General features: G+C 66.1%; 22 protein-coding genes and 1 pseudogene. 14 read left to right on the top strand and 9 right to left on the bottom strand.

Features of this window, described 5'->3' with window-relative positions; genetic code table 11:
* The first annotated feature begins 120 nt into the window (after window positions 1-120).
* From ACIA75_RS31390 to ACIA75_RS31370, 5 genes are all read left to right on the top strand, one after another.
* Window positions 121-1,485 carry a cytochrome P450 gene (locus ACIA75_RS31390; protein WP_397110534.1) on the top strand — a complete coding sequence of 455 codons (1,365 nt, stop codon included), beginning with the start codon at window positions 121-123 and terminating at the stop codon, window positions 1,483-1,485.
* Between the two features lie 63 nt (window positions 1,486-1,548).
* On the top strand, window positions 1,549-2,640 hold the full coding sequence (locus ACIA75_RS31385) for an amidohydrolase family protein (RefSeq protein WP_397110532.1): 1,092 nt from the start codon (window positions 1,549-1,551) through the stop codon (window positions 2,638-2,640).
* A gap of 165 nt (window positions 2,641-2,805) precedes the next feature.
* Window positions 2,806-3,951: an amidohydrolase family protein gene (locus ACIA75_RS31380; RefSeq protein WP_397110530.1), complete on the top strand. Its 1,146-nt coding sequence runs from the start codon at window positions 2,806-2,808 to the stop codon at window positions 3,949-3,951.
* A gap of 266 nt (window positions 3,952-4,217) precedes the next feature.
* The gene (locus ACIA75_RS31375; RefSeq protein ID WP_280426292.1) at window positions 4,218-4,583 is read left to right on the top strand and encodes a Rieske 2Fe-2S domain-containing protein; all 366 of its coding nucleotides are present in this window, start codon (window positions 4,218-4,220) and stop codon (window positions 4,581-4,583) included.
* 94 nt (window positions 4,584-4,677) lie between these two features.
* Window positions 4,678-5,547, top strand: coding sequence for an alpha/beta fold hydrolase (locus tag ACIA75_RS31370; RefSeq protein WP_397110528.1), 870 nt, complete (start codon window positions 4,678-4,680; stop codon window positions 5,545-5,547).
* A gap of 17 nt (window positions 5,548-5,564) precedes the next feature.
* On the opposite strand, the gene ACIA75_RS31365 is transcribed toward ACIA75_RS31370, so the two are convergent.
* Window positions 5,565-6,038 (bottom strand): hypothetical protein, encoded by a 474-nt coding sequence (locus ACIA75_RS31365; protein WP_397110526.1) that lies wholly within the window; start codon window positions 6,036-6,038, stop codon window positions 5,565-5,567.
* A gap of 256 nt (window positions 6,039-6,294) precedes the next feature.
* On the opposite strand from ACIA75_RS31365, the gene ACIA75_RS31360 reads away from it, so the two are divergent.
* The 7 genes and pseudogenes from ACIA75_RS31360 (at window position 6,295) to ACIA75_RS31330 (ending at window position 14,080) form a co-directional block, all read left to right on the top strand.
* Entirely contained in the window at window positions 6,295-7,623 is a 1,329-nt protein-coding gene (locus tag ACIA75_RS31360; RefSeq protein ID WP_397110524.1) for an NADH-ubiquinone oxidoreductase-F iron-sulfur binding region domain-containing protein, read from the top strand.
* Window positions 7,620-7,874 carry a ferredoxin gene (locus ACIA75_RS31355; protein WP_397110522.1) on the top strand — a complete coding sequence of 85 codons (255 nt, stop codon included), beginning with the start codon at window positions 7,620-7,622 and terminating at the stop codon, window positions 7,872-7,874. The genes ACIA75_RS31360 and ACIA75_RS31355 overlap by 4 nt, the downstream gene beginning before the upstream one ends.
* 356 nt (window positions 7,875-8,230) lie before the next feature.
* The gene (locus ACIA75_RS31350) at window positions 8,231-9,049 is read left to right on the top strand and encodes an FHA domain-containing protein (RefSeq protein WP_397110520.1); all 819 of its coding nucleotides are present in this window, start codon (window positions 8,231-8,233) and stop codon (window positions 9,047-9,049) included.
* Window positions 9,046-10,530, top strand: a complete 1,485-nt coding sequence (locus ACIA75_RS31345; RefSeq protein ID WP_397110518.1) for a protein kinase — start codon at window positions 9,046-9,048, stop codon at window positions 10,528-10,530. Before ACIA75_RS31350 ends, ACIA75_RS31345 begins: the two co-directional genes overlap by 4 nt.
* Window positions 10,531-10,766: 236 nt before the next feature.
* On the top strand, window positions 10,767-12,332 hold the full coding sequence (locus ACIA75_RS31340; RefSeq protein WP_397110516.1) for a serine/threonine-protein kinase: 1,566 nt from the start codon (window positions 10,767-10,769) through the stop codon (window positions 12,330-12,332).
* A gap of 9 nt (window positions 12,333-12,341) precedes the next feature.
* Window positions 12,342-13,034 (top strand): hypothetical protein, encoded by a 693-nt coding sequence (locus ACIA75_RS31335; protein ID WP_397110515.1) that lies wholly within the window; start codon window positions 12,342-12,344, stop codon window positions 13,032-13,034.
* 462 nt (window positions 13,035-13,496) lie between these two features.
* Window positions 13,497-14,080, top strand: a pseudogene (locus ACIA75_RS31330) (serine/threonine-protein kinase).
* Window positions 14,081-14,481: 401 nt separating this feature from the next.
* Here the strand turns inward: ACIA75_RS31330 and ACIA75_RS31325 are convergent.
* Window positions 14,482-14,646 (bottom strand): hypothetical protein, encoded by a 165-nt coding sequence (locus tag ACIA75_RS31325; RefSeq protein ID WP_397110513.1) that lies wholly within the window; start codon window positions 14,644-14,646, stop codon window positions 14,482-14,484.
* Between the two features lie 298 nt (window positions 14,647-14,944).
* Here ACIA75_RS31325 and ACIA75_RS31320 point away from each other — a divergent pair, with 298 nt between their 5' ends.
* Entirely contained in the window at window positions 14,945-16,219 is a 1,275-nt protein-coding gene (locus ACIA75_RS31320) for a helix-turn-helix domain-containing protein (RefSeq protein ID WP_397110511.1), read from the top strand.
* Here the strand turns inward: ACIA75_RS31320 and ACIA75_RS31315 are convergent.
* From ACIA75_RS31315 to ACIA75_RS31285, 7 genes are all read right to left on the bottom strand, one after another.
* Window positions 16,157-16,882, bottom strand: coding sequence for a GNAT family N-acetyltransferase (locus ACIA75_RS31315; protein ID WP_397111096.1), 726 nt, complete (start codon window positions 16,880-16,882; stop codon window positions 16,157-16,159). The two genes, ACIA75_RS31320 and ACIA75_RS31315, sit on opposite strands and share 63 nt — an antisense overlap.
* A gap of 177 nt (window positions 16,883-17,059) precedes the next feature.
* Window positions 17,060-17,311: a hypothetical protein gene (locus ACIA75_RS31310; RefSeq protein WP_397110509.1), complete on the bottom strand. Its 252-nt coding sequence runs from the start codon at window positions 17,309-17,311 to the stop codon at window positions 17,060-17,062.
* Window positions 17,281-17,790, bottom strand: a complete 510-nt coding sequence (locus ACIA75_RS31305; protein WP_397110507.1) for a twin-arginine translocation pathway signal — start codon at window positions 17,788-17,790, stop codon at window positions 17,281-17,283. Before ACIA75_RS31305 ends, ACIA75_RS31310 begins: the two co-directional genes overlap by 31 nt.
* Window positions 17,787-18,779: a hypothetical protein gene (locus ACIA75_RS31300; RefSeq protein WP_397110505.1), complete on the bottom strand. Its 993-nt coding sequence runs from the start codon at window positions 18,777-18,779 to the stop codon at window positions 17,787-17,789. The genes ACIA75_RS31305 and ACIA75_RS31300 overlap by 4 nt, the downstream gene beginning before the upstream one ends.
* Before the next feature lie 22 nt (window positions 18,780-18,801).
* Window positions 18,802-19,107 carry a hypothetical protein gene (locus tag ACIA75_RS31295; protein ID WP_397110503.1) on the bottom strand — a complete coding sequence of 102 codons (306 nt, stop codon included), beginning with the start codon at window positions 19,105-19,107 and terminating at the stop codon, window positions 18,802-18,804.
* A gap of 27 nt (window positions 19,108-19,134) precedes the next feature.
* Complete coding sequence (locus ACIA75_RS31290; protein ID WP_397110501.1) at window positions 19,135-20,637, bottom strand: class I adenylate-forming enzyme family protein; 1,503 nt, start codon at window positions 20,635-20,637, stop codon at window positions 19,135-19,137.
* 135 nt (window positions 20,638-20,772) lie between these two features.
* Window positions 20,773-21,432, bottom strand: coding sequence for a TetR/AcrR family transcriptional regulator (locus tag ACIA75_RS31285; RefSeq protein WP_397110499.1), 660 nt, complete (start codon window positions 21,430-21,432; stop codon window positions 20,773-20,775).
* Between the two features lie 129 nt (window positions 21,433-21,561).
* On the opposite strand from ACIA75_RS31285, the gene ACIA75_RS31280 reads away from it, so the two are divergent.
* Entirely contained in the window at window positions 21,562-22,737 is a 1,176-nt protein-coding gene (locus ACIA75_RS31280) for an acyl-CoA dehydrogenase family protein (RefSeq protein ID WP_397110494.1), read from the top strand.
* The last annotated feature ends 18 nt before the right edge of the window (window positions 22,738-22,755 follow it).

Here is a 22,755-nt window from a genome sequence, read left to right as displayed (position 1 = left end):
ACGCGCGCCGCCGCCCGGTGGCGAGTCGGCACCCCCCGACGACTCCCGGAGCGGCGCAGAGTTCCGGGCCCCCGGCGAAGGTTCGCCGCACCCCAGTGACCAGCAGAGGGACAACAGACCGTGACTTCTACGGATAACGACCAGCGCAAGCAGAATCGGTACCACTTCGATCGGCACACGCCCGAATACCGCGAGCAGTTCACCGAGATCACGCATGAGATGCACGCGAAATGCCCGGTGGCGTGGACCGATACCTACGACGGGCACTGGGTCGCCTCCAGCGGTAACGCGGTCTTCGAACTCGCCCGCTGCCCCGAGGTATCCGTCGACCACGACATCCACAACGAACGCCGCGGCTATGTGGGTATCTCCATCCCCACCCCGCGCCGCGCCGCCATGGTGCGCGGCGGAATGCTGGAGATGGACGAGCCGGAGCATCGCACCTACCGCTCCGTGCTCAACCCGTACCTGTCCCCCGCCGCGGTGAAACGCTGGCAGCCGTTCATCGACGAGATCGTGCGGGCCAGCCTGGACGAGAAGATCGAATCGGGCCGCATCGACTTCGTCGACGACCTGGCCAATATCGTCCCGGCGGTGCTGACCCTGGCCATGCTGGGCATTCCGCTGAAGAAATGGTCGGTGTACAGCGATCCGGTGCACGCCTCGGTCTACACACCGGAGGATTCGCCCGACGCCGCGCGCGTCGCCGAAATGCACCGGACCATGGGCATCGATATTCTGACCAGCCTCAACGAGGCGAAAACCGATCCGCGTCCGGGCCTGATCAAGGCGCTCACCGAACTGCGTATCGACGGCGAACCCGCGCCCGATATGGAACTGCTCGGCATGATCGGCCTGCTCATCGGCGGCGGTTTCGACACCACGACCGCGCTCACCGCGCATTCGCTGGAGTGGCTGGCGGAAAATCCCGAGCAGCGCGCGGAACTGAGCCGGGACCGGGACGAACTGCTCGACCCCGCCACCGAGGAATTCCTGCGCTACTTCACGCCCGCGCCGGGTGACGGCCGCACCATGGCCGACGACTGCACCTATCAGGGCACCGAATTCAAAGAGGGCGACCGCCTGTGGCTGTCCTGGGCGATGGCCAACCGCGACCAGACCATCTTCCCGGATGCGGACGATATCGTCCTGGACCGCAAGGGCAACCGGCACTTCAGTTTCGGGCTGGGCGTGCACCGGTGCATCGGGTCCAATGTGGCTCGCACGGTCTTCAAGTCCATGCTGCTGGCCGTGCTCGACCGGATGCCCGACTACACGTGCGATCCCGCCGGCACCGTCCACTACGACACCATCGGTGTCATCCAGGGGATGCGTAACCTGCCGGCCACCTTCACCCCCGGCAAACGCCTGGGCCCGGGACTGGACGAAACGCTGGATCACCTGCAGCGGATCTGCGACGAACAGGGCCTTGCCGCCCCGGTGACCGAGCGGCCCGATGCCGCAGTGATCGACTTCCAGTACTGACCCGCGGTACCGGCCGATACCGCGGGGTTCGGCCGGTACCCCTTTTTCCGACGAGGTACCGCGATGAAGGACCTGCCCGACGGCACCCGCACTCCGGTGATCGATACCAGCGTGCACATCTTCTTCCGCTCCAACGACGATATGCGTTCATTCCTGAACGAACCGTTCAAGAGTCGCGGAATCCCCGACGCCGAAATGGACTGGTACGGCGCGCCCGGCGGCGAATACGTCAAGGGCGCGCGGGGACCGCATCGCGGCTACCCGGGTTCGGATCCGGACTTCGTCGGACAGCAGTTGTTCACCGAACGCGGCGTGGATGTGGCCGTCCTGCACCCGATGACCCGCGGGATCCTGCCCGACCGGCATCTCACCACCGCCGTCCTGTCGGCGCACAACGACATGATGGTGTCGCGCTGGCTCGACAGCGGCACATACCGGGACAAGTTCCGGGGCACGCTGCGGGTCAACCCGGAGGACATCAGCGGCGCGCTGCGCGAAATCGACCGACTGGGTGACCATCCGCGGATCGTCCAGCTCGGGATCCCGCTGCAATCGCGCGAACTGTACGGCAAACCGCAATTCTGGCCCCTGTGGGAGGCCGCCGCCGCGGCGAATCTGCCGGTGGCGACCCATATCGAAACCGGGGAGAGCGTCGGCTACCCGCCCACTCCGTCCGGCCACCCGCGGACCTATGAGCAGTATTACGGGTTCATGGGGCTGAACTACATCTACCACTTGATGAACATGATCGCCGAGGGCGTTTTCGAGCGGTATCCGGACCTGAAATTCGTCTGGGGCGACGGCGGCGCCGATCTGCTCACGCCGTTCACCTGGCGGATGGACACCTTCGGCCGCCCACACCTGGAGCAGACCCCCTGGGCGCCCCGGATGCCCAGCGACTACCTGCCCGGACATGTGTATTTCGTGCACGCCACGATCGACGGCCCCGGCGACGCCCCGTTCGCGGCGGACTGGCTCGACTTCACCGGCAAGGACGACATGGTGATGTTCGGATCCAGCTATCCGCACTGGCACAGCGGCGATATCGACACGCTGCCCGCCGCCCTGACCGCCGGGCAGCGCGAAAAACTCTGCTGGCGAAATGCCGCGCGTCTGTACAGCATCGATATAGACGCCGTCACCGCGGTCGGCTGATGCCGATGCTGCGGTCGGATCTTTCCGCGATGGTGCGATACCTCCGCCTCCGCTACGGCCTCCGCCGACCGTATGCAGCCCCTACGAAGGAGGGATGCTGATGCGATACCTCCGCGTTCGCTACGGCCTCCGCCGACCATATGCAGCCCCTATGAAGGAGGCGTTATGACAGCTGCACAGGAACAGGCGCGAGTTCCGTCTACGGAACTGGTGCCGGTACGCGTCGTCGATTCCGATGTGCACCCGGTCCCCCGGCGGGGGGATCTGGTGGAGCACATACCGGAGCCGTGGCGCAGTTCGTTCTTTCTCAGTCATCGTGTGGGCGACACCATCGTCTACGACGCGCCCGACTACGCGCATTCGAAGGCCATGCGGGTCGACACGTTCCCGGCGAACGGTGAATTCCCCGGTAGCGACCCGGATATGGCATTCCGCCAGCTCATCATGGACGCCGGCTCCGATATCGTGATCCTCGAGCCGACGGTGAAGGCGACCCGGATCCCCGAGGCCACCGCCGCGATGGCGACGGGGGTCAACGGATGGCTGGACGCGCAGTGGCTGGACCCGCACAACAACTGGCACCAGCGCTGGCGCGGTTCGATCTGTGTGGCGATCGACGATCCGCAGGCCGCGGTCGCCGAGATCGAGCACTGGGCGGGTCACCCCTACATGGCACAGATCCTGATCAAGGCCGAACCCCGCCCGTCCTGGGGTGACCGGTCCTACGACCCGATCTGGGCCGCCGCGGTGAAGCACAACCTGCCGGTGAGCTGCCACCTGAGCCGCGGCGCTTACGAGACCATGCCCATGCCGCCGGTCGGTTTCCCCAGCTACAACCACGATTTCATGGTCACCTACTCGCTGCTCGCGGCGAACCAGATCATGAGTCTGATCTTCGACGGGGTCTTCGACCGGTTCCCGGCGCTGCGCATCGTCTTCGTGGAACATGCCTTCACCTGGATCCTGCCGCTGATGTGGCGGATGGATGCCATCTACGCGGCCCGCGGATCGTTCCTGTCGATCCAGCGCAAGCCGTCGGAGTACGTCAAGGAACACATCAAGTTCACCACCCAGCCGCTGGACTACCCGGAGGACAAAACGGAGCTCACCCGGGCGTTCGAATGGATGGAGGCGGACAAGATCCTGCTCTACTCCTCGGACTATCCGCACTGGACCTTCGACGACCCGCGCTGGCTGGTGAAGCACCTGCCGCCCGCCGCCCGCGAGAAGGTGATGTTCCGCAACGGTATCGAGACCTACCACCTGCCCGAAACCGTTCCGGCGCTGCCCGGACAGATGCGGGTGCACTGATGGCGGGCGGTAACGAATCTCCGGTGCGGTCGCCGGACTCGGACTCGTCGGCGACGCCGGACAGTGCCGGCGCAGCAGCGGCGGCACCCGACGCCCATTCGGCAGGGGCGCCGCCGGCGGCAGCACAGTCGACCGGTCCATCGACGCCCACCGGTGTAACCCCGTCGACCGCACAACCCGGTAGCGCCGCGACGGATTCCGGCGACCGGCCCGGCAGCCCGGCGGTACAGCCCGGTGGCCAGGCGGCGGGCGGTTCCCGCCCCCGCCTGGCGCAGGGCCGGGAGCATATCGTCGCCACCGTCGACGAGATTCCGCCCGGTTCGTCGAAAGTGGTACCGATCGGACGGCACGGCGTGGGTGTATACAACGTCAACGGCACGTTCTACGCCATCGCCAACTACTGCCCGCACGAGGGCGGCCCACTGTGTGCGGGCCGTGCGCGTGGGCGCACCGTGGTCGACGAATCGGTGCCCGGCGATTCGGTGATGGTGCGGGACAACGAGTTCATCTATTGCCCGTGGCACCAGTGGGGGTTCGAACTCGCCACCGGGACCACCGCGGTGAAACCCGAATGGAGTATCCGCACCTACCCGGTCCGGGTGGTCGGCGACGACGTACTGGTCACCGCCTGACCGGACAGCAACAGATCCCGGCCGGCCGCTTCCACGGACGGCCGCGGGAGTATCCGCCCCGGGCGGATCCCCGAAACCCCTTCAGGAGTGTGCTATGCCCGCGGTAACTGTCAACGGCGGCAAGGTCGTCTACGAGATACTCGGTGACTCCGGTGATCTCATCGTGCTGACGCCCGGCGGCCGCTACAGCAAGGACATCCCCGGACTCCGTCCGCTGGCCGAGGCCCTGGTCGCCGGCGGATACCGGGTACTGCTGTGGGATCGGCCCAACTGCGGCGCCTCCGATGTGCAGTTCTACGGGCAGACCGAATCGCATATGCGCGCCGAAACCCTGCACGCACTGCTGACGGAGCTGGACACGGGCCCGGTGATCCTGGCCGGGGGTTCCGGCGGCGCGCGCGATTCGATGCTCACCACAATGCTGTACCCGGAACTGGTCACCGATCTCGTGCTGTGGAATATCGTGGGCGGCGTCTACGGCACCTTCAACCTCGGCGCCTACTACGTCCTGCCAAGCCTGCAGACGGTGCGCGCCCTCGGTACGGCGGGCCTGCTGCGCATGAAGGAATGGCAGGAGCTGATCGCGGCGAATCCGGACAACGAACAGCGGCTGCGGGCTCTGGACAGCGACGAATTCGTGAAACTCTCGCTGCGCTGGCTCAATGCCTATGTACCGAAACCGGGTCAGACGATCCCCGGGGTGGACGACGAGATGTTCGAAAGGATCCAGGTCCCCACCCTGATCATTCGCGGTGGCGCCAAGGATATGGACCATCCCAAACGCACGTCACTCGAGGTGCACTGCCTGATCGACGGTTCGACGCTGATCGATCCCCCGTGGCCGGAGGATGCCTGGGAACGCGCGATGGAAGACCGCGCACAGGGCCGGGTGAAGCAGTACAACATGTTCGACACCTGGGTGCTGGCGGCCCCGGAGATCCTGAAGTTCCTGGGCGACAGATGATTTCCGGCCCCGCGATATCACATTGTGCTGATCCGGACCTCGCAATTGGTCGAGGCCTCCAGCGCGGTGTGGATCCGGCTCTCCGGGACCCGCTCGAGGTCGGATTCGCGCAGGCGCACCTGCAGAATGTCATAACCGTCGGTTCCCGGCACCCGGGTGATCTCCCCGGTGAGGCCGAAACCGGCCAGCACCCCGTACGCGTCGGCGTCGGTACCGCGACTGACGTAGGTAACCACACCCGGAACCGGTTGGGTGCCGAACACCCGGGCACAGACCGCGACCACCCGAGCTGTATCCGCCGCGGCGTCCGCGGTATCGAGCAGCACCTGCACCTCACGCCGGGACCGCGGGGCGGCACCGAGATCTTTTTCCAGGACTTCACCGCCGGTGACGGCGAGCGCGGCGGCCAGAGCCGCCATACCGCGGGCCAGCGATTCGCCGGTGAGCTCACCGGCGGGATCGATATTCACCCGCAACACCGCAGTTCGCATGCGAACGAGCCTAACCGGCGCGGCCCGGCGCAACCCACCCCTGAACCGCACACGACCTCAGCGAACGCGCAGGCGCACCCAAGGCCCCAGCCGGCGGACTGCGCTACCGGTCGGCGCGCACAGCGGCAAACACGCGGATACCCCCGACCACACCGGCCGGTGGGCGGACCGTCCACCCGTCGACCCGTACGGCCGCGGCGAAGCGGAGGTACGCCCGATACGAGCGGCCCGGTGCCGCGCCCACTCAGGAGGCACGATGCAGCACATCTTCTCGTCGGCCGGGGGCCTGGCGGTGGTCCCGTACCCCGGTAGCGAGCCGCGCTTGCTACGGCTCGGCGGCGGCGTCGAGACCGCGTACGAATACCGGGACAGCGGCGGCTACCGCCCCATCGGTTCGGTAGCCGCGCTGGCCGACGCGGTCGAACGCAGCGGGTTACGCGGGCGCGGCGGAGCCGGATTCCCGTTCGCGGTGAAGGTGAGCAGTGTGCGCGCCGGCGGCCGGGCGGGTACGGGAGTACCGGCCGGCTGGACCGAGACAGTCGTCGTGGCCAACGGCGAGGAGGGTGAGCCGGCCTCCTTCAAGGACCGCTGGCTGCTGCGCAACCGCCCGCATCTGGTACTCGACGGATTGCGGCTGGCGGCCGCGCTGGTCGATGCCCGGCGCGGATATGTCTACGTATCCGATCCCGAATGCGAACGGTCGGTGACAGCGGCACTCGACGAGCTCGGAGGCGCGGTACCCGGCGGACCCGCACTCGCCGTCGTCCGGGTCGAACCCGGGTATGTCGCCGGCGAGGAGACCGCGGCGGTACAGGCGATCAACGGCGGCCGGGCCGTACCCACCGACAAACCGCCGCGCCCGTACGAAGCGGGCGTGGCCGGGTTACCGACCCTGGTCAGCAATGTGGAAACCCTGGCCAACCTGCCGTTCCTGGACCGGTGGGGTGCCGACGCCTACCGCGCCGCGGGCACGGCGCTCTCCCCCGGAACGTTCCTGTCCACAGTGACCGCCGCCGGCCGGCCGCCCACGCTGTACGAACTGCCGCACGGCCTGCCGGTCGCCGATCTGCTCGCCCTGCACGGTGTCCCGGCCGATTCGGTACGCGGCGCTCTGATCGGCGGATACTTCACCGGCCTGCTCGACCGGACCATCCTCGACCTCACCCTCGACCACGAAACCCTGCGCCGCGCCGGCGCCGGCCTGGGCTGCGGCGCGATCGCCCTCCTCACCGAGGAATGCCCGGTAGCGGTCGCTGCGGCGGTCCTGAACTATTTCGACCGGGAGAACGCCGGCCAGTGCGGGTCCTGCTTCAACGGCACCGCCGCCATGGCCGCGGCCACCACCGCACTGGCCGAGGGCCGCGCAGACGACGACGATCTGCAACGCCTGCAGCGCTGGTCCACGGTCCTGCGTGGCCGCGGCGCCTGTGGCACCCTCGACGCCGCCTGCAATACCGCGGCGAGCCTGCTGGACCGCTTCCCGCAGGAGGTCGCGGCCCATCTCGACAACCATTGCCCGGACTGCGCGACCGGAACCTCTACCGACCGGGCCCCCTACCAAGTGGTCACGGAGGCCCTGCTGTGAAGATCAAATTGGACCGCACACTCTGCGACGGGTTCGGTATCTGCGCCAAACACGCCCCCGCACACTTCCCCCTCGACGACTGGGGTTACGCCTCGCTCGCCGACGACCCCGTTATCGCCCCCACAGACGAGGACGCCGTCACCCGCGCACTCCTCGACTGCCCCGTCCACGCCATCACCAGACTTCCCGAACAGAATAATCCCGCGTCCGGCTCCGTATCGGCGGCGGCGCCGAGCGATCCCCGGGCATAGCGGAGGGCGATCTCCGCCGCTCGCAGCCAAGTCCGCGGCGTCAGCGGACCGACTCCCGAACATTCCTACGAAGATTCCGGAAACCTCTCGTGCGACGCATCGGCCCGGGACAGCGTCGAACAGCCGTCTTTCGGCTCAGCGCCGACAGTCCGATCCGGTTACGCTATCGGCGATCCAACTGCGGGGTGAGGAGCGCTCGACGGGCGGGGTGTGGTGTATCGGTGAGCTGCTTCAGCCGGAAGCGGTACATCTGTGTCCGAAGGCAGATACTCCCGACGTTCGATGTCCGGTTCGGGGCCCCTCCCGAACCAGCGTCGGTACCTTGCGAGGGTCTGATCCGACGGGAAGGAAGCGTGGTGGAGATCGACGGTTTCGTGCCGCAGATATTGCCGAGTTCTATGCGGAGCCTGGCCAGCGGGGTGCCACCTGCTCCACCCGGCACTATTTTCGCGCTGGGGTCCGAACGCGGGTACGCCTTTCCCCCGGGACGTTACACGGTGCGCTTCGGCAGGTCCCGCGATAACGTCCACGTGCCGGTCGGGGTGAACGACTCGCGAATCAGCCGGAAACACGGCGTGCTCGAATGCGACGGTAACCAGTGGAGCGTCCGCAACGACAGTCAGCTACCCATCCAGCTGCCGGGCGAGCGGCTGCTGTTGACCGGGCAGGAGGCTGTTGTCGAACCCGGCTACACACCGATGTTCATCGGCGCTCGGAAACATCAACGGCACCTGCTGGAGATTCATGTGGTCACTGCGCGCACCTGCGATCCCGGCGACCAGCAACACAGCCAGACCAAGCCGCCCGATGTGTATCCGCTGAGCTTCAACGAGCAACTGGTACTCACCGCACTCGCGCAACGGTATCTGCGCCAGGAGCGCTACCCTCAGCCCCTGTCGTGGAACCAGGTAGCCGACGATTTGAACAGGTCGCCGGACGAAAGACTGTGGACACCGAAGACCGTGTCCCATATCGTCGCGACTGTCCGTGAGCGGCTGTCCACCGGTCCCGACCCCATTACCGGAATCCGGATCGAGGACGGAATCGGCGAGCCGGTAGGCAACACACTGAACCACAACCTCATTCAAGCCCTGCTGCGATCGTCGACGCTGGTGCCGGCGAACCTGCGGATGCTCGGCAACACCATCGACGACGACCAGGATCAGGTGTGGTGACCGGCACCCTGCCACCATCCGGTTCGCCGATACACGAAACGCAAGCCGCTGCCACACCCACAGATATCGGCCGCTTCGACCCGGGCCCCGGCGTTCCGGCGTCGGCCGGCGTGACGCTGACAGTGCGCCGCGGCCGTCTCGCACCCGCCGTGTACGAGTTCCATGAACGCGCCAGCTGCATTGTCGGCCGCGCCACCGGGTGCTCACCGCAGCTGCCGAACGATGAGCACCACCGCACCGTCTCCCGGCATCACTGCCTCCTCGATATCAACCCGCCGCAGGCCCGTATCCGGGACTTCGGCAGTCTCAACGGCACATTCGTCAACGGCGAAAAGATCGGTCAACGACTACCGCATCAATCCCCCGCGGAAGGCGCAGCGTTACCCCTGCCCGAACACGATCTCCGCGACGGCGACGAGATCTGCTTGGGCGACACCGTATTCGCCGTGCATATCCAACTTCCCCCCGACCACCCGACCGAATCCGTCGTTCTGTGTGCACAATGCCATCACCAACTGGATCTCCTGCCGGACCGGGCGGCCAGCGCCCAGCTCTGTCCCGAATGCGCCGCACGCGGCGGTCTCGCCCGGAATCCGGTGGATCTGGCCGGCATCGGGCATCGCGACCTCGAGGCGATCAGCGGCTACTTCCTGCTGCGCGAGCTGGGCAGCGGCGGAATGGGCGCGGTCTACCTAGCGGAGAACAACGAAACCGGACGCCAGGTCGCCCTGAAAGTGCTGCTCCCGCAGGCGTCGGCGAATCCGGACGCCCGAGCCCGGTTCCTGCGCGAGGCCGATCTGTGCGCAACCCTTCGGCATCGGAATATCGTCTCGATCCACGACACCGGATTCGCCGACGGCGTCTTCTATTTCACCACCGAGTACTGCCCCGGCGGCAGCCTCGACAAACTCCTGCTGCGCCGAGGCGGAACCCTCGCCACCCCCGACGCACTCCGATTGATATGCCACGCGCTGCAGGGCCTGGCGCACGCCCACCACCGCGGCCTCGTCCACCGCGACCTGAGCCCGCACAACCTCCTACTCAGCGGCACCGACGCCGCCCCCCTCGCCAAAATCGGCGACTTCGGCCTGGCCAAAGCTTTCGACCAGGCCGGGCTCGGCGGCCTGACCCGCACCGGCACCATAGCGGGCAAGCCCGGCCACATCCCCCGACAGCAGGTCCTCGACTTCCGCGGCGCCACCCCCGCCGTCGACCTCTGGGCGATCACCTCCTGCCTGTACCTGGCCCTGACCGGCAGCTATCCCCGAGAATTCCCGCCCGGCAAAGACCCCTGGCTCATGATTCTGGAAACAGACCCCGTCCCCATACGCCGGCGAGCGCCCCACATTCCGCCCGCCCTCGCCGACGTCATCGATCGAGCACTGGCCGAGGGCACCACCCCGAGCCCATACTCCACCGCGCAACATCTGCACCGGGCACTTCACCACGCATATCCCGGCGGCAAGTGCGATGAGCGGTAGGCTCCGCAGCCGCACCCCGCCTGCGGACGAATCGAATCGTCCCGCCTTGTGGCGACCGCAGCGGGTGCCGATCGGTGCGCTCGAAGGAGTCCGCGGTCGCCGATCAGGTCTCGAATGTCGCTGACAGTCCGTGTGTATTAGCTTGGGCGGCAGGGAATGCCGTGTTCTGCTTCGGGTCGTGGGTACCAGGCCCTGACTGGTGAGGAGTAAAGGGCTTGTCGCTGCGGGAGGGCGAGGTGTTCGCCGGCTACACCATCGAGCGAAGACTCGGGGGCGGAGGCATGGGCGTGGTGTATCTGGCCCACCACCCTCGGCTTCCGCTCCATATCGCATTGAAGGTGCTCAACGACTCCCTCGCCGGCAACTCTGACGCGCGGAAGGCCTTCGAGACGGAGGCCGAGCTTGCCGCCGGATTGGATCATCCGAACATAGTTGCCATATACGACCGCAGTGAGCCCGGAGATCCGGTGTTGTGGATAGCCGGCCGCTTCATCGCGGGCGGGGATGTAGCAGCCCTGCTCGAAGCCGAGCCCGGTGGCGTCGATCCGGATCGTGCTGTCCGGTTGATCGTCGGAGCTGCCCACGCCCTGGACTTCGCCCACAACCGCAACGTTCTCCATCGGGATGTGAAGCCGGCCAACCTGCTCCTCGCAAACGACCCCGTTCATGGTGAACACGTCCTGCTGACCGATTTCGGGATAGCGCGGGCTCTTGACGGCACTCTCACCAATTCCTCGGTAGCCGCTTCGCCACCGTACGTGGCGCCGGAGCGTTTCGACCCCGAGCAGCAGACCGGTCCCCGAGCAGATCAGTACTCCCTGGGCTGCACCTTCTATCACCTGCTGACCGGACAGTACCCGTATCCGTCGGAGGATTGGATGGCCATGGCGCTAGCGCACCGCGTCCAACCCGTCCCGGATCCTCGCGCCCTCCGGCCCGATCTGCCGGTCGCACTCACCACGGTCGTCGCGACAGTCCTGGCCAAGGATCCAGCAGATCGCTACCCGAGCTGTATCGACTTCGCATATGCCGCCGCCCAGGCTCTGCATCACCCCGGACCCGCCGATCGCTCCGCCGGCCGCGCCGACTTCGCTGGTGGCACTTTTCAGGGAATGCATCCCGAGCCCGTCGCCGGCCCCAGGCCGGAACATCTACCCCCCACCTCTTCCGCATGGCCATCGGCGGGAGTCGTCGCAACATTGATCGCCGCGGTGGTGATAGGGATCGTGACAATCGTGCTGATCACCGTCCTTGTGCCCGGCGGTGAAGCAGCAGACGACACGCCTTCGGCCTCCGCAGCGGGTACCACCGAGACGCCTGTCGAACCGTCGAAGCCGCCAGCGGAAATACTCAAAGCCGGCGTAGGCGACTGTGTATTCGGCTCCGGACCCCACGATGAGGAATGGATACTGGCAAAATGCACCCTGGCCACGTTCACCGTGCTGGAACGAGTTGCCGGCGGTACCGATATCGGCGACTGTTCCTCGCCTGAAGCGGAACTCGACTGGGCACACCCGATCCCCGGCTCCGACGTCCTGTTGTGCTTACGACTGCAATACCTCGGAGCGTATGACGTGGTCGGCCATGCCGAAGTCGGTAGTTGTCTGACCGTTGTCGGTTCTGGAGAGAATACATCGATTCAGAGTTCCAGCTGCGATAACTCCCGCGTTCTCAAGGTGACCAGCCGCATCGAGAGATATGGCGTAGCGGAAACCTACTGCCAGGCCGAAGAGACCTCGACCAGCTGGAAGAGTAACGCCTTCCCTGATATTGCCTTCACCGTCTGTTTAGGCCCACCCTGAGGAGCGCAAATGATGACCGGACCGACTCTGCCACCTACGGGCTCGTCATGGCCCCCTATTCCGCAACGTCCCTCCCCGCCACCCCCGAAGAAGCACACCAATACCCTGTGGCTGCTCGGCGGATTGGGCACCGTGATCGTCATCGTCGTAGCCGCCGTCGCGATCATCATCACCAGGTCCGATACCGGTGTCACCGATCCCGCTGCTCGCGCCATCAATTCCGATACCGGCACCACACCGGAGGCGCCGCACTACACGGCATCTGAGGATGTTTGCGAAAGGACAGACATATCAAAGGTACCGTCGGAATTTCACATGCCAGAACTCGAAGGGGGCATGGTCAGCCAGACCGAGGGGCAATGTCGGGTTCAGGGCGATCCGGATCCCTTTGGCAAAAGTTTCATTTTGTCATATTTCGTCATATCGGAAACAAATGAGGAAGCCGAGAGCGAGTATCTAGATATTATCGACACGGAGTCCGGCGAAGAAACTCCCGAATCATTCACAGGAGACTGGGACGAGGCAGAAATAGTATTTCGCAACGAAACCAACCCGACAATAGTTGTTCGCGACGCAAATTTGGTTTTCAAGTTTGTAATTTTCGGTCCCATGGTAGTCGAGACCAGCATCGAGGATGGGAGAAAGGCAGCGACCGAGCTGGCCGAAGCTTTCATAGTCGCTGCCTCGGAGTCGACACCATAGCTGCTTCTTTCCCGATTATGTGGCTGTACCCGAACCGGCCTGATCAAGCCCCAGGTGAGCCGACCGGCTGAGATCCGGGCGCCCGGTACCGTCAGATTTCTGCTGATGAACACGGTATCTCGGTGCGCGCGAGCGGAAGCTACGCGTTGATTCTGCTGAGCCCCTGATGGTTCGGGTCGAGTGATCGAGAGGAACGGAGGCTGCGGGTGGTTCTGGCCGCAGGAGACGTATTTGCTGGATTCGAGATCGAGAAGGTCCTCGGCACCGGTGGGATTGGCGCGGTCTATCTGGTGCGCAATTTACGGTTGCAGCGCCGGATGGCATTGAAGGTGCTGCACGATTCCCTCACTGCCGACCCACGCGCCGAGCAGCGTTCGTGCGCGAGGCCGAACTGGCTGCGCCCCTGGACCACCCGAATATCGTCGCCGTCCATGACCACAGCGGCACCGAGGACGCCCCGTCGTGGCTGTCGATGCGCTATGTCCCCGGCAGCGCGATATCGGTGCGCTGCTGGCCTCAGCCCCACAAGGTCTGGAACCGGCAACGGTGGTCGACCTGATCGCCGACGCGGCGGCCGCCTTGGATTTCGCGCACGACCAAGGGGTACTGCACCGCGACGTGAAACCGGCTAATCTGCTGCTGGAGCCGGACTACCGCGGCGGACAGCGGGCGCTGCTCACCGACTTCGGTATCGCCGCACCCTCGACGCCACAGAAACCCTGTCCACGGTAGCCGCAACCCTTGCCTACGCCGCACCTGAACGCTTCGGCGGGGAGGTCGACCACCGCGCGGATATCTACTCACTGGGCTGCACCCTGTTCCACCTACTCACCGGTCGCCACCCCCATCCCGCCGCCGGGCACGCTGAGGTGATCGGCGCGCATCTGGCCGCGCCCATCCCCGAGCCCAGTCGCCTGAGACCCACCCTGACTCCCGCGATCGACGCCGTCATCACCACCGCGCTGGCCAAGGAACCGAGCGACCGCTTCGAGCGGTGCACCGATCTGGCCTCCGCCGTCCGCACCGCTCTGCCCCCGCAGCGGTAGCCCACAAAACCGTTCGCGCCACCCCGCCGAGCGAGGGGACGACACCGACCGGTAACGCGACTGTCCACAGCGGCAACACCACCACACGCAGCTCCGTACGCGAGATACCACACGAGTCCGTTCCGACCGACGGACAGGCACCACATGATCAGCTCTTCACCGCCGATATTTCGCCACCGGCATCGGCTTCCATGCGAGCACCCGGAGCCCCGGACCTGCGCTGGCTCATTTCGTTGGTGCGTGAGCTCAGGACCTGAGTGCCGGCAGTCACTGGTCTCGGGGTCGATCTCAGCTGACAGTGCCGGGGTGCGTTCGAGTGAGGCGGCATCGGCGTCTACCGCTCCGACCCGAACGATGTCATTGTCGATGTGCCGCTACCGACTGCGACGGCCCGGTGCGGGCTACCGCATCTCCTGCCAGCCGCAGGGCATTCCGCAGGTGGTGTGCGTTTCGGAATCGGTCGTACCGTCGGCGAAGGTCCGCACGGTGACGGACGCTTCGGCGGTGTAGCCGCAGCGCGGGCAGACCGAGAAGTAATCGAGTACCGGATGCACCGTGACGAGCACCGGGGCCTCGCGGCGGAGGCGAGGTGGGCGCTCGCCGGCCGCGCCGTTTCTCAGATTGGACGACCCGCGCCGATCCTGGCGGCGTCGAATTGACGATCGGCTCGCGGGCGCTGGCATCGGCTGCGGGTATGACAGTCTGCTCCAGGTTCTGTTGAGGCAAAGGGCAACCAGGCGCCTCCCCGAATTGCAGCCCAGATCGCTTCCAGCCTGGCCGTGTTGTTGCGTTCGAACGACACACCGAACCCTTGCTGAGCCCGTACGCTGGCGCGTATTACAGGTGAGGGGAGGAAACCGAGAGATGACGATCGTTACGTGGACCGGTCTGGAGGTTGCCGCGCTGCGTGCAGCGTTGCGGGACACTCAGGTTCAGTTCGCCGACCGGATCGGTTGTTCGCTCGAGGCGGTCGGCAAATGGGAGCGCAGAGGTGCCGACATCACCCTGGGGGCGAAGTATTCCGAGTGCATGGACACCACCCGCAGAAGGCTCGACGACGAGCAGCGGACGCGCTTCGAGGCCGCGCGACAAGATCGGGCCGCCGCTCTCCGGATCAGCTGGGGCGCAATATCTCCGGGGCGGAACGTCGATGGTCACACAGAGTCCACCGAACACTCGGCCCCCATTGTTGGTGTGGGTCCCATCACTGACCCTGTGGTGTCGGTAGACGTCGACAACGATTACGTTGACACACTTCGCAGCCGCATCCGTCAACTTGTCGATCTCGACGCCACTTTCGGGGGTGACCAATCGTCGGAGTTCGCGCTGCAACTGTTCAGATCGGTACACCGGAAGTTGGGGACCGTACGTTGCGACCCGAGGATCGAGCGCGAGCTGTACGCAGCGGCCGGCGAGATCGGCGAGGTCACGGGATGGTTGCTCTACGACGCGGGCGAACACGAACTCGTGCGCCGGGTGAACAACGAAGCACTCCACCTGTCCCGTATGGCGGGCGATCGGAGCATGGAGCTGCTGACCTTGCAGAACATGTCCATGCACGCTGGTTCCCTCGGTCGCCCGGTGGAAGCCTTGCGAATCGCCCGCATGGTGTTGGAAACAAATAGGCTCTCTCCCCGGCTGGAAGCGTTGTTCCGCATCCGCGAAGCCCGTGCTTTGGCGCAGGCGGGCGACGATACCTCAGCCAAACGTTCATTCCGCCGAGCCCGTTCCCTCTACCTCGACGGCACCCGCGACGGCGACCCGGCATGGGCCTGGTGGATCGATGACCGGGAATTGGCCTGGCACGAAGCCGTAATCCACAGCGACTGCGCCGACTGGAGCAAGGCGGCGGATACCTTCTCTGCCTCTGTCGAGTTCACCCCTCACCGCGAGATCCGTTCCCGCTACCATCACCTCGCCGCACTGTTCAACGCGGAAATCCGCGCGCATGCGTGGCACGATGCGGCCGGCACGATCCGACGTGTGGTGCCCCTGATCGATGAGATTCGCTCTACCCGCACCGCCACCATCCTTCTGGAAGCTGTCGGCTACCTCGACACTGTCGAACCCGCTCACTCAATTCGCGACGAGACCAGGCAGCTCCGGGACGTCCTGGCCGGGGCTGGATACGGGCGGTAGGAAGATGGCACCACGAGAAAACAGCGGGCAGCTAGTAGGCTCCCTCCGCGAATCCCGTGCCATGCTCGTCCCATGGAACGGTGTACATGAGGTGCTCGAACTCGATGAACGCTTGGCTACCGATGGCTTCGCAACAGGCAGTCCCAGAACGTAGAAGTCCAACGAGTCGATGTTCGCGCCTTTCGGGAAAACGCGCCGCCCGACGGGCTTCACATGTGGCTGCCCGATCAGAGAGTGGACCCCGACTGTCCCGGGCATTACTGAGTAGGCGACTCGGTGCTCCGGGCGGTCGGATAGTAGGCGATATACCAAAGCCCGCCCGATCCCCGCGCGCCGTCGGCCCGGATGCACGGCCAACCCGGAGAGTGCAAACGTGCGCCCAGCCCATTCCTCAACGAGCTCCGGCGTCAGAAGGTCCCCACGAACATCGCGCCACCATGACCGGCCGGGGGTCAGGGGATATCCGTATGCAGCACCGATCAGACCCGAGCTATCTTGCGCCACCGCAAGAGTGCCGACCGAGAGCAGCCCCGCCAGTCCCTCGCGGTGCCGCGACTTTTCAGAAGCTGTCCACCGGTGAGGAGGTGCCGAGAATGCGAGGTCGTATAGATCAGCCACCAGCTCGACGAACTTCGAAGCGGACGCTGTTTCCACGATATCCATGTGCACATCTTCGGGATATTGCACCTACCAGAGCTTACTCGGTCAAGGCACACCGAGAACTACATGGCCAGATCGACGAACGCGATGCCGCGTCCACTGGCCCCGAAGGGATCCGGACTTGATCGTCAACCGACCGGCGGATTCTTCACCGCGGACGGCCCGGTGCCCTGGTGACGGCTACCGCGTTTCCTGCCAGCCGCACGGCATTCCGCAGGTGATGTGCGTTTCGGAATCGGTCGCACCGTCGGCGAAGGTCCGCACGGTCTTCGATGCTTCAGCGGCATAGCCGCAGCGTGGACAGACCGAGAAATAGTCGAGCACCGGATACACCGTGACGAGCACCGGCGCCTCGCGGCGAATGCCGGGCGGGTGCTCGCCGCGGGCGGCACCACCGGTTGTCAGACGGGATCGAACGACGAGATCAGCCATGAGTCTTCTACCTTCGACAGCGACACACGCACGCTACTGGCGGCCATTGCCGGGTCCGGTTTCTCCGCGCTGGTGGTGGTCTGGTTGATGAACAGCAGCGCGACCGCCGAATCGGGGTGCGATTCGGCCACGGCCGAGCGCACGATCGTCGCGGAAGTCTTCACCGACTTCTCCTTCGCGGCGGGCGCGATCACCTTTTCGGTGAATTGGGTGTAGTAGTTGAGGAAATCGCCGGTCATCCGCGATTTCGCGGCCGCGAAATCCTGGTCCAGGGTTTCGGGGGAATACGACAGCAGGGCCACGGTGCCCTCGGTGGCGGCGGAGAGGATTTCGTTCTTCGCCGCGTCACCCCGGGAATCCGGCCGGTACTGGAAGACCAGCAGCGAGGCGGCCACGGCCACCGCGACCACGGCCAGCAGGGTGAGCAGGACGGGTTCCGGGGAGCGGCGGACCGACTGGAAGAAACTGGGGATGGTCACGGGACGAACTCCACTTTCGACATCTTCAATTCCGAACCTTCCCGGGTGACGGTGACGCTCAGCCGCCACACCCGTGGTTCCTGCTGTGCTCCGGCGGTATTGGTGACCCGGGAGACGGCCGAGACGAGCACCACCGCCGATTCGTCGGTCATGGATTCGACCGCGGCCGCGGTGATCTCGCCCTGGGTCGCGACCTTGGACTGTTCGACGACCTTGGTGAAGTCCTCCGACCGGGTCTGGAAATCGGTGCGGAAGGCGCCGGTGGAATGGTCCAGCACCCGTTTCACATCGTCGGCGGCCTTTCCGGAGTCCAGCGTGGTGAGTGCGACGACGCCCTCCCGGGCGGCATTCAGGAATTCGTCTTCCCGTGCCTGATCCGCGGTGATCTGCTGGTGATTCCAGATCGAATACCCACCGGCCACGAGAGAGAGGAGTACCACCACCACGACCAGGGCCCGGCCGAGAGTCCGGCCGCCCGGACGGCGCACGCGCGGCGGCTTCACCCGGCGGAGGGTCGCGGTGAACCCGCGGGCGGGCTTTTCGGCACCCTCCTCGAGCGCGTTCGTCGAGCCGGTGTCCTTCGCAAGAGCGACTTTCGAGGTGGTGTCATCCGAATCCTCGCCCTTGGACAGCGATACGGCGGCGGTGCCCTCGGCACCGGAGTCCGCCGCCTCCGTGGCGGTATCGCCGGTCACAGCAGAACGTTCGCTGTTCTCGGCGGCGACCGCCGCCGCATCCGGCGATTCGGTATCGGCCGCCGCGGAAGAGCCCTCGGACGCGGCACCGGCCTTTTCCGCCGCCGCGTCGGCGCCCGAGCCGGGGTTCTCCCCCGCACCGCCGGCCTCGCGGCGCAGTTTCGCGGCCCGGGCCCGAGCCCGCGCCGCCGTCGCGGAAGCCTGCGCGGCCAGCGCGTCGGCTTCCGCCGCGGCTGCTTCCGCATCGGCTTCCTCGGCCGCCAGGATCAGCGGGTCGGTGGCGGTACGGGGCATCTATCCCACCTCGATCACTCGTCTAGTCGCTTGCGGGGAGCGGCTTTGCTTCCTTGATGGTCAACGGTGTGCTCCCCACGCTCAGCGTGCCGGCACCCGCCTTGGTCACCAGAACTTCGGCGCCCTGGTCGTCGACATAGCGTTTCCCGATCAGATTCCCGTCGGAGAAACCGTCCTGCGGGCTACCGGCCGTAGCCGCGGCACCGCCGTCGATGGGCACCATCGGCACACCGCCGGCCCGCAGGTCGTCCAGGCTGTCGGCGGCCCGCACAATGATGACCTCGGTATTACACACCTGACTCCGTAGCCGGGTACCGGTTTTGACCATGATTTTTCTTCCTTTCGGGAGCGGCGGTTACGCGCCGGCGGTTTCGCGGGTCAGTTCGGCGACCAGTTCACGGCGCAGCACCTTCCCGGTCGGGGTGGCGGGCAGTTCCGGGCGGAACACCACCCGGTCCGGGGTCCGGGAACCGCGCAGCCCGCTGCGGACGTAGGCGCGCAAGTCCTCGGGATCCGGGGTCGAGCCGGGTTCGGCGGGTACGACGACCGCGACGATGATCTGTCCCCATTCGGCGTCCTCCACGCCCACCACCGCGCAATCGTGCACGGCGGGGTGTTCGACGAGTACGTCTTCGATCTCGGCCGGGGCGATGTTCTCGCCCCCGCGGATAATGGTGTCGTCGCTGCGGCCGTGGATGAACAGATAGCCGTCGGCATCGAGTACCGCGAGGTCCTTGGTCGGGAACCAGCCTTCGGCGTCCAGCACGGAGCCGATCCCGGTGTAGCGCCCGGATACCTGCGGGCCCCGGACGAACAGTTCTCCGGTCACGCCGGCGGGCAGGACAGCGCCGCTCTCGTCGCGGATCTGCACCTCGATCCCGGGGACCGGCTGCCCGACCGACCCGAGTCGCCGGGACACCTTCTCGTCTTCGGAGGCCAGCGCGGCGCGGTGGTCGTCGGGGCCGAGCACGGCGATGGTGGAGCTGGTTTCGGTGAGCCCGTAGGCGTTGACGAAACCGACCTCGGGCAACAGTTCCAGTGCGGCCCGGACCAGCGGCAGTGCCACTTTCGAACCGCCGTAGGCCAGGGTGCGCAGCGTGGGCAGCCGGGACTCGGCGGTTTTCAACCCGCTGACGATCCGGTCCAGCATGGTCGGGACCACCGTCGCGGTGGTGACCTGCTCGGTCTCGACCAGCCGGATCCATTCGCCCGGGTCGAAACTGCGCAGGTAGACCATCTTGCGGCCGGCGTAGAGGTTCGACAGCGCGGCGCTCACTCCGGCCACATGGTAGGGCGGCACACAGATCAGCGAGACATCGTCGTCCGCGGCGGACGCGAATTCCACCGTGCCGGTGATATAGCTGACCAGGTTGTTGTGCGAGAGCTCGACCGCTTTGGGCTGTGAGGTCGTTCCCGAGGTGAACAGGACGACCGCGGGCGAATCCGGATCGGGTTCCACACCGGCCGGTTCGGCCCGGCGGGCCCGGTCCGGAAACTGCGCCGAATCCCAGAGCAGCTCGGCGGTACCGGCCACCGCGTCGGCGTAGGCGTCGTCGTGGATCACGAGGGGAGCGTCCAGCCGGTGTATCAGTTCGGCGAGTTTGTCGGCGCTGAGGCGGTAGTTCAACGGTGTGAACGGCACTCCGGCCCGGGCCGAGGCGAAGATCAGCAGCGGCAGGAGCGCTCCGCCGGTACCCACGTACGCGACACTGCGGGCACCCGAGGCGGTGATCGCCCCCGCGCCACCGTGGGCAAGGGTGTCCAACTCCGCACCGGTCCACCGCGATTCGCCGGATACGACGGCCACCCGGTCCGGGTTGCTCGACGCCGCCATATCCAGCAGTAGCGAAATGCTCATCGAAGAAGCTCCTGAACGCCGAGCGCCGCGATCCAGCGCCCGGCCGGTGGTGATATCGATATTCTCGAAAACCGAGAATAGCATATCCGCTGGCCTGCGGCCCCGGACCGGCCAACCGGCCGGCCGCTCCCCGACTCAACCACGCGCGGGCCCGCTCAGGGCGCCGAATGCACACAGATTCCACACCTCGGCCGCGGTGATCGGATGCGCGCCGTCTTCGGGCCGGGCACTCTGCGCCACGAACATCACCGTCTGCAGGGTCATGGCGGCCATCCGGCGCGGCCGCGCCCCCGCATGCAGATATCCGGCAGCATCGGCGGCGCCCACGAGATCGGCGAGCAGTTCGAACAGCGACGCGTGCGCGACCTGGATCTCGATCGGGTCCGACATCAGCAACTGGGGCGCGAACTCGGTGAACAGCGGGCGGTGCGCCCCCGGATCGGGCCGGCTGAACTCGAACAGCAACTCCACCGCGATACGCAACTTGTCCAGCGGATCGGCATCGTTACCGGTGGCCTCGCGAATCTGCCCGGCCACCTTGGCGATCGCCTCCTCGTAGAGGGCGAGGAGCAATTCGTGTTTACCGTCGAAGAGCAGATAGAAGCTGCGCAGCGACTGGCCCGCCTGGTCGACCACCTCATGCATGGTGAAATCGGTACTGCCCCGCTCGGTGATCAGCACCCGCGCCGCATCCAGGAAACGATGCACCTGCTCGCTGCCGAAGAGTTCGGTAGTTCGCACCGACCGTGCATCGATCCGCTGCTGCAGGGTCAGCCCACTGCCGACACTCCGCATGGCTGTACCTCCCATCACTGTGTCCACCGGGCGCGAACCCCGTTGTCCGGCCCGGTCACACCGCCCACGGAAACTAGAATATCCCGATGAGAGAATGATATTCTCATACTCGGCCAAAGGAGGTACACAGTGCAGCTGACTTTCGACGAGGACGTGGAGCAGTTCCGCGCCGAGTTCATCGCGTTCCTCGACGAGCATCTGCCGCCTGAAGCGGTCGCCACCGATCGACCGCGTTCGAGCTCACACGTGCCCGCATGGTCACGCGCCTGGCAGAGCACCCAGTTCGACCACGGCTGGCTGGTCCCCGGATATCCGCCCGAGTTCGGCGGCCGCAACGCGACCGTCCTGCAGCAGTATGTGCACCGCGAGGAACTCGGCGCCCGCAAGATCTACGAAAGCTGTAACCCGCAGGGGCAGAGCATTATCGCCGCCTCGCTGATCACTTTCGGCACGCCTGAGCAACAGCAGCGCTGGGCGGTCCCGATTCTGCGCGGTGAGATGCCCGCGGCGCTCGGGATGAGTGAGCCGGGAGCCGGTTCGGACCTGGCCGGGTTGCGCACCCGCGCCGTCCGCGACGGCGACCATTTCGTGGTCAACGGGCAGAAGGTGTGGACCTCCGGCGCGCACGACTCCGATGTCATCCTCACCTTCGTCCGCACCGACCCCGACGCCCCCAAGCACAAGGGCATTTCGGTGCTGCTGATCCCCACCGACACTCCCGGCGTCCGCCGCCGCCCCTTCGCCTCGGCCTGCGCCGCGGACGATCTGGACTTCAACGAGGTGTTCTTCGAAGACGCCCGGGTGCCGGCGGAGAACCTGGTCGGCGAGCTGAACCAGGGCTGGACGGTGGCCACCGGCTCCCTCGGCCACGAACGCACCCTGCTGTGGATGAGCTTCGCCCAGCGCCTGCGCATACTGGTACAGGACTTCGTACCGCGCACCGAACTCGACGCCGATCATTTCGCCACCGCGGTCATGGATCTGCAGGCACTCGAGCTGCTGGGGTCGGCGGCCCTGGCCAAGGAAGCGCGCGGCGAAACGGATGTCGCCGCGCTGTCGGTCCTGAAACTGCTGGGGTCCGAGAGCGTACAACGCGGCCTGGAAGCCGCGCTGGACGCCGCCGGGGCGGAGGGTCTCGAACATCCCGCTGTCACTTCCCGGCACAGCCTGCTCAATCTCGAGGATCACGCGCCGAGCTGGTTCGAACGGTATCTGCGCAGCTTCTCCGGCACCATCGCGGGCGGGACCTCCGAGATCCAGCGCAATATCATCGCCCAGCGCGTCCTCGGCCTGCCGCGGAGCTGACCGCGACAGAGCAGAATC

The sequence above is a fragment of the Nocardia sp. NPDC051750 genome, assembly GCF_044453135.1.
Taxonomy (GTDB): Bacteria; Actinomycetota; Actinomycetes; order Mycobacteriales; family Mycobacteriaceae; genus Nocardia.
Note: the sequence above shows the minus strand (reverse complement) of the source record. Positions and strands in the feature narration are given on the sequence as shown.

Excerpts from the sequence above, each read along its gene's own strand:
- ACIA75_RS31385 (WP_397110532.1), top strand. The coding sequence starts at position 1,549 with ATGAAGGACCTGCCCGACGGCACCCGCACTCCGGTGATCGATACCAGC.
- ACIA75_RS31380 (WP_397110530.1), top strand. The coding sequence starts at position 2,806 with ATGACAGCTGCACAGGAACAGGCGCGAGTTCCGTCTACGGAACTGGTG.
- ACIA75_RS31370 (WP_397110528.1), top strand. The coding sequence starts at position 4,678 with ATGCCCGCGGTAACTGTCAACGGCGGCAAGGTCGTCTACGAGATACTC.
- ACIA75_RS31365 (WP_397110526.1), bottom strand. The coding sequence starts at position 6,038 with ATGCGAACTGCGGTGTTGCGGGTGAATATCGATCCCGCCGGTGAGCTC.
- ACIA75_RS31360 (WP_397110524.1), top strand. The coding sequence starts at position 6,295 with ATGCAGCACATCTTCTCGTCGGCCGGGGGCCTGGCGGTGGTCCCGTAC.
- ACIA75_RS31335 (WP_397110515.1), top strand. The coding sequence starts at position 12,342 with ATGATGACCGGACCGACTCTGCCACCTACGGGCTCGTCATGGCCCCCT.
- ACIA75_RS31320 (WP_397110511.1), top strand. The coding sequence starts at position 14,945 with ATGACGATCGTTACGTGGACCGGTCTGGAGGTTGCCGCGCTGCGTGCA.
- ACIA75_RS31315 (WP_397111096.1), bottom strand. The coding sequence starts at position 16,882 with ATGGATATCGTGGAAACAGCGTCCGCTTCGAAGTTCGTCGAGCTGGTG.
- ACIA75_RS31310 (WP_397110509.1), bottom strand. The coding sequence starts at position 17,311 with ATGGCTGATCTCGTCGTTCGATCCCGTCTGACAACCGGTGGTGCCGCC.
- ACIA75_RS31300 (WP_397110505.1), bottom strand. The coding sequence starts at position 18,779 with ATGCCCCGTACCGCCACCGACCCGCTGATCCTGGCGGCCGAGGAAGCC.
- ACIA75_RS31295 (WP_397110503.1), bottom strand. The coding sequence starts at position 19,107 with ATGGTCAAAACCGGTACCCGGCTACGGAGTCAGGTGTGTAATACCGAG.
- ACIA75_RS31290 (WP_397110501.1), bottom strand. The coding sequence starts at position 20,637 with ATGAGCATTTCGCTACTGCTGGATATGGCGGCGTCGAGCAACCCGGAC.
- ACIA75_RS31285 (WP_397110499.1), bottom strand. The coding sequence starts at position 21,432 with ATGCGGAGTGTCGGCAGTGGGCTGACCCTGCAGCAGCGGATCGATGCA.